The following is a 6,081-nucleotide window of genomic DNA, read 5'->3' as shown; positions in this document are numbered from 1 at the left end:
GACCCCGCCCCGGCTGACCCTGCCCCGGCTGACGCTGCCGCGGCTGCCCTTGCCGCAGCTGCCCTTGCCGCAGCCGGCGAGGCCGCGGCCGAGGCGGCCGCCCGCCGGGAGCGCCACCGGTGTCTGACCTGGGGCGGGTGCTCCGGCTGGACGCCCGTCGCACGGCACTGCTGGTCGCGGTGCCGGTTCTGACCGCGGTCGGGACGACGGCGGCCGCGCTGTCGCTGTGCCCCGCGGTCGCCTACTGGGACAACACCGTCGTCGCGCTGCTGAACGCCGTCCGCTACCTGGGTCCCGTCGCCGCGGGCCTGGCCGCGTGGACGTCGGTACGGGAACGCCCGCTCGACTATCTGCGCGATCTCACCGCCCGTTCGCCCGCCACGGGCGTGCTGTTCGACCTGCTGCTGCTGTCCGCCGCCGCGCTGGCCTCGTACGTCGCGGTGACGATGGTGGTGGTCGTCGTCACCTTCGCGCAGGCGGAGGCTGGAAGCCCCCAACCGCTGGGCGTGGCCTCGGGGGCGGGCTCGCTCGTCCTGCACGTCGTCGTGGGCTACCTGACAGGACGCGTCGTCCCGCATCGCGCCACAGCGGCCCTGGTCGTCGCCGTGACATCGGTGTGGGCGGCGGCCCGCGTCCCCGGCGTGTCGTGGTGGAGCCTGCTTCCCCCGGCGGCGTTCGACAACCTCGCCCTGTTCACCACCCTCCGTCCCGAGGTCCTCGCCGACCAGGTCATCTGGACGGCCGGGCTGACCACCGCGCTGATCCTCGGCTACGTGATGTGGGCGACGCGGCGCTTCCTGATCGTGCTGCCGCTGATCGTGGCGCTGGCCGCGACGGTCACCGCCACGCTCGGCCTGCACCGCTCGGGCGGCGGGACGGTCGCGCAGGTGTCCGCGGAGCCGGTGTGCCGCGAGTGGCCGCTGACGGTGTGCGTCCACCCCGCGCTGCGGGACGCGCTGCCCAGGCTGATGGCGGCGGCCACCCCGCTCGCCGCGCGGCTGAGCGGGACGCCCGGCGCGTTCACCACGGTGGAGCAGCGCCCGGTGTGGGCGCCGATCGCGGTGGCGGACGGCGTCGCCACCGTCCACCTCGACGAGGAGCTGTCGTCCGGGTACGCGGCGCGGGCCGTCCGGCAGATCAGCGAGAGCCTCAAGGACACCCGCACCTGCGTGGGCCCGCCGAACGGCTACCGCGCGATGGTCGACGCCTGGCTCCTCGGCGACGACTCCCCCGCCATCTCCGACGTCCGCGCCGCGCGCCGGTTCGCCTCCTGGAGCGAGGCACGGCGGCGCGCCTGGCTGCGCCTCCACTTCGCCGCCTACCGGGCGTGCGCGCTCAGCCCGGCCGACTTCCGGACGACGGACACGCGCACCGTCCAGCACGCGCAGCAGGGGCGCGCCGCGGCCGACTCGCGCGCCACCATCCCGAAACGCAACGCCCTGGGACACACCGGCCACACCGGGCACGCGGGCCGCACCAGGCACAGCGGGCACGCGGGGCACAGCGCAGGGCACGGAGGGCCCGGCGGAGGGCGCGCGGACTGACTTGGCAGGCGGCCTGACCCCGTGACCAGCGGCCTTCCTCCGCTTCACACCGACCTAACCGTCTCGCCAGATACGGGACGTTCCTGGCGGGAACGTCCCGTACATGGCTCGCTCGGAACCGAAGCACAACGCGCCCCGCAGGTCCTTCTCCTTTCTGCCCCGGCGCGGGCTGCTCGCCCCCGCGCTGCTCATCGTCGCGACCGTCGCGGTCGTGGTGCTGGCCCAGCAGGCCCTGCAGGGCCTGCCCGGCTGGCTGAACCCGTTCGCCGAGGAGACGAAGGACCGCAGCGGGCCCGTCCTGCTGCAGTCGATCCGCGACCTGCACCGCTACGAGGCGGCGAGCGGAAACTTCCAGGTCATCGTCGACCTGGAGAAGGACGCCAAGTTCCTGCCGGACGGGTTGCGCGGCAAGCGCACGCTGTTCGTCGGGAACGGCTCCGTCGACGCGTACGTGGACTTCTCGAAGCTGGGCTCCGGCGCCATCAAGGTGAACGCCGACCGGACGTCCGCCACCATCACGCTGCCGCCCGCCCAGCTGGAGAAGACCAACCTGGACACCAAGCACAGCTACGTCCACGCCACCGAACGCGGCCTGTTCGACCGCTTCGGCGACTTCTTCAGCAGCAACCCGAACGACCAGCAGCAGCTCTACGTGCTGGCGTCCCAGAAGATCCAGACGGCCGCCGCGCAGAGCGGCCTGAAAGAGCGCGCCGACGCGAACACGAAGACGATGCTGGAGAACATGCTCAAGGCCCTCGGCTTCACGACCGTGACCATCACCCCCTCATCCCAGTGACGGGCAGGGGCCGGGCACCGATGCCGGCCGCGCCGGCGGCGCTCAGGCGGTGGGGACGCGGAGGATGAGGGCGTCGCCCTGGCCCCCGCCGCCGCAGAGGCCCGCGGCGCCGACGCCGCCGCCGCGCCGCTTCAGCTCGTAGGCCAGGTGCAGGACGATGCGGGCGCCGGACATGCCGACCGGATGACCGAGCGCGATCGCGCCGCCGTTGACGTTGACCTTCTCGGGCCCGACGCCGAGGTCGCGCATCGACTGCACGCCGACCGACGCGAACGCCTCGTTGATCTCGATGACGTCGAGGTCGTCCACGCTCAGGCCCGCCTTGCCGAGGGCGTGCCTGATCGCGTTGGACGGCTGGGACTGCAGCGAGTTGTCCGGCCCGGCGACGTTGCCGTGCGCGCCGATCTCGGCGAGCCAGGTGAGCCCCAGCTCCTCGGCCTTCGCCTCGGACATCACGACGACGGCCGCGGCGCCGTCGGAGATCTGCGAGGACGAGCCGGCGGTGATCGTCCCGTCCTGGCTGAACGCCGGGCGCAGCCTGCCGAGCGACTCGGCGGTGGTGTCGCCGCGGACGCCCTCGTCCGTGGCGAACACGACCGGCTCGCCGCGCCGCTGCGGGATCTCGACGGGGGCGATCTCCTCGTCGAAGACGCCGTTCTTGATGGCCTCGGCCGCGCGCTGGTGGGAGCGTGCGGAGAACTCGTCCTGCTCCTCGCGCGAGATGTTCAGCTTGGCGTTGTGGCGCTCGGTCGACTCGCCCATGGAGAGGCCGTCGAAGGCGTCCGTCAGCGCGTCGTGCGCCATGTGGTCGAGGACCTCGACGGAGCCGTACTTGTAGCCGCCGCGCGACTTCGGCAGCAGGTGCGGCGCCTGCGTCATCGACTCCATGCCGCCCGCCACGACGATGTCGAACTCGCCCGCCCGGATCAGCTGGTCGGCGAGCGCGATGGCGTCCAGCCCGGACAGGCACACCTTGTTGATCGTGACGGACGGGACGCTCATCGGGATGCCCGCCTTGACCGCCGCCTGCCGGGACGGGATCTGCCCGGCGCCCGCCTGCAGGACCTGGCCGAGGATCACGTACTGCACCTGGTCGCCGGCCACACCGGCGCGCTCCAGCGCCGCCTTGATCACGTGCGCGCCGAGGTCGGCCGCGGAGAAGTCCTTCAGCGAGCCCGTCAACCGCCCGATGGGGGTGCGCGCGCCGGCGACGATCACGGACATTCAGGGGCCTCCCAATTGTGCGTACGCGACGTTTGCCACGATACCCAGAAGGACACCGTCCGTTCCGTTCGGCCCCGCCTGGCCGCCCGAGTAGGGAGAGCGCCCGTGCTGACCCGTATCGACCACATCGGCATCGCCTGTCACGATCTCGACGCGACCGTCGAGTTCTACCGGGCGACCTACGGCTTCACCCACGCGCACTTCGAGGTGAACGAGGAGCAGGGCGTCCGGGAGTGCATGCTCAAGATCAACGACACCGGGGACGGGGCGGCGAGCTACCTGCAGCTGATCGAGCCGATCCGGGACGACTCCGCGGTGGCCAGGTGGATGGCGCAGAACGGCGAGGGCGTGCACCACATCGCGTTCGGGACGGACGGGACCGTCGCGGACGAGGCCGTCGGCATCGCGGGCAAGGGCGTCCGCGTCCTGTACGACGCGCCGCGCAACGGATCCATGGGTTCCTTGATCAACTTTTTGCACCCCAAGGACTGCCACGGCGTCCTGACCGAGCTCGTGCAGAAGCGCCCCGACCCCGCATGATCTTGCGGACGGCCGCCGAGGCCCGGCGCCGCAGGGTCTCCGGCGCCGCCGCCCCGGAGCGCGACCGGATCGTGACGTGTTCGATATCACGACGCCGGACGGCCCGACGTTGACCGCCGCTCTGTGACCGTTCAGACACATTTGGTGTATTTGTAGGCCCAGTACCTGCGCTCTCGTGGACACGGCGAAGTCAATGCCAAAGCGGACAAACCACGCAGCGTGTCAAGATGAACCCCCAACACGGCAGTGTCGGGAGTAGGCTTCATTCGCCGGAAGAGGTCTGGGGCACTGAGCCCGTCATGGAGCCCGTCATGCCGTCATGCCAGGCGATCAACCGGTCCCCGGAACCACTGGTAGCCCCGTCACATCCAGGATTGAGCCACATGCAGTCCGATATCGACGCCCAGCTCAGCAACTTCTTCGAAGACACGCCCCCACGCGAGTTCGACGTGGTGCTCCGCGGCTACGACCGGCACCAGGTCGACGAGCACATCAAATCGCTCGACAACGAGGTCCGGCAGACCCGAGAGCAGACCCAGGCCCTGCAGCGGGAACTGTCGGACGCGCACCGTCAGCTTCAGGAGCAGGAACGTCCGACCTACTCCGGGCTCGGCGCCCGCATCGAGCAGCTGCTCAGGCTGGCCGAGGAGCAGGCCACCGAGCTCGTGCAGGCCGCCAGGTCCGAGGCGAACGAGATCAAGGCCGCGGCCAAGGTCGACGCCGCCGAGCAGCGCGCCAACGCCGAGAACGACGCGGCCGAACTGCGCGCCAACGCCCAGCGCGAGGGCGACGACATGCGCGGCGCCGCCGAGCGCGAGGCCGAGGAGGTGCGCACGTCCGCCCGCCGTGAGGCGGACGAGCTGACCTCCACGACCGAGCGCGAGGTGGCCAAGCTGCGCGCCACCGCCGACCACGAGGTCGCCGAGAAGCGCGCCGCCGCCGAGCGTGAGATCGCCAAGCTGCGGACCACGACCGAGCGCGAGGTCGCGCAGCTGCGCGCGTCCACCAAGCGCGAGCGGGACGAGATCCTCACCACCGCCAAGCGGCAGGCCGACGAGATGCGGGCCCAGGCCCAGCGCATCCTGGAGGAGAGCGAGGCCCAGCGCGCCCAGGCGGAGGCCGAGTTCGAGATTCAGCTGGCCGCCCGCCGCGAGGAGGCCGACCGGCAGGACGCGGAGCGCCACTCCGCGGCCCAGGCCGCGACGCAGAAGCTCGTCGCCGAGGCGGAGCAGCGCGCCGCGTCGGCCGAGCAGCGGGCCGCGAAGGCGACCCAGCAGGCCGAGCAGACCCGGCGCGAGGCCGACTCGCACGCCAAGCAGCTCATGGCCAACGCCCGCAAGAACTCCGACAACGTCATCGCCGAGGCCAAGGCGCAGGCCGAGCAGCTGCTCGCCGAGACCAAGGCCGAGGCCGACCGCGTCCGGACGGCGGCGCAGCGGCAGGTGGACGAGCTCACCCGGCAGCGGGACAGCATCACCAGCCACCTCAACCAGCTGCGTCAGCTCATCGGCGGCGTCGCGCCGACGATGGGCGGCGACGCCGAGCTGGCCGCGCCTCCGGAGAAGGCCGCGATCCCCGCGGCCGACCCCAAGCCCGCTCCGGCGCAGCAGCAGCCGAAGCAGCAGCAGCCGGCCGCGAAGGGCGCGCCGGCCAAGCAGGGCCAGGCCAAGAAGTCCGACGAGGACGACGAGGACTGGTGGCAGGAGTGAGCCGGTTCACGACCGCGTGACGCGGTCAACGCGCGACGGGAAGCCTAGAGGCCGGAAACGCCTCTAGGCTTTCCTACGTCTTACCACGTAGTCGCTTGATCCGGGGTCGGCCGCTGGGCCGGCGGGCGACTGCGGCCGGACGGAAAGAGGAGAGCGGCGTGCCCGACCAGACCCCCCACGAGGACGGTGCGGAGGCGACGCACGGCGACGCACGGCCGGCGGCCGGGCGCACGGTCCCCGCTCCCGCCCCACCCGCCGACGACAAGGA

General features: G+C 72.1%; 5 protein-coding genes. 4 read left to right on the top strand and 1 reads right to left on the bottom strand.

The annotated features are described in order from the left end of the window. The first annotated feature begins 119 nt into the window (after positions 1–119). Together ETD83_RS38295 and ETD83_RS38290 are read left to right on the top strand one after the other, a co-directional pair. On the top strand, positions 120–1,544 hold the full coding sequence (locus ETD83_RS38295; RefSeq protein WP_205718118.1) for a hypothetical protein: 1,425 nt from the start codon (positions 120–122) through the stop codon (positions 1,542–1,544). A 103-nt stretch (positions 1,545–1,647) separates the two neighbouring features. Next, on the top strand, positions 1,648–2,340 hold the full coding sequence (locus ETD83_RS38290) for a DUF4230 domain-containing protein (protein ID WP_138650090.1): 693 nt from the start codon (positions 1,648–1,650) through the stop codon (positions 2,338–2,340). Between the two features lie 42 nt (positions 2,341–2,382). On the opposite strand, the gene ETD83_RS38285 is transcribed toward ETD83_RS38290, so the two are convergent. Then, complete coding sequence (locus tag ETD83_RS38285; RefSeq protein WP_138650089.1) at positions 2,383–3,564, bottom strand: acetyl-CoA C-acetyltransferase; 1,182 nt, start codon at positions 3,562–3,564, stop codon at positions 2,383–2,385. A gap of 105 nt (positions 3,565–3,669) precedes the next feature. Between ETD83_RS38285 and mce the strand changes: the two genes are divergently transcribed. Beyond that, on the top strand, positions 3,670–4,104 hold the full coding sequence (mce, locus tag ETD83_RS38280) for a methylmalonyl-CoA epimerase (RefSeq protein ID WP_138650088.1): 435 nt from the start codon (positions 3,670–3,672) through the stop codon (positions 4,102–4,104). Positions 4,105–4,487: 383 nt separating this feature from the next. Continuing rightward, positions 4,488–5,813: a DivIVA domain-containing protein gene (locus tag ETD83_RS38275; protein ID WP_138650087.1), complete on the top strand. Its 1,326-nt coding sequence runs from the start codon at positions 4,488–4,490 to the stop codon at positions 5,811–5,813. Positions 5,814–6,081 lie beyond the last annotated feature (268 nt).

The sequence above is a fragment of the Actinomadura soli genome (assembly GCF_005889715.1).
In the GTDB taxonomy this organism is placed as follows: Bacteria; Actinomycetota; Actinomycetes; order Streptosporangiales; family Streptosporangiaceae; genus Spirillospora; species Spirillospora soli.
This window is presented reverse-complemented; position numbering and strand designations above follow the sequence as displayed.

Excerpts from the sequence above, each read along its gene's own strand:
- ETD83_RS38290 (WP_138650090.1), top strand. The coding sequence starts at position 1,648 with ATGGCTCGCTCGGAACCGAAGCACAACGCGCCCCGCAGGTCCTTCTCC.
- ETD83_RS38285 (WP_138650089.1), bottom strand. The coding sequence starts at position 3,564 with ATGTCCGTGATCGTCGCCGGCGCGCGCACCCCCATCGGGCGGTTGACG.
- ETD83_RS38275 (WP_138650087.1), top strand. The coding sequence starts at position 4,488 with ATGCAGTCCGATATCGACGCCCAGCTCAGCAACTTCTTCGAAGACACG.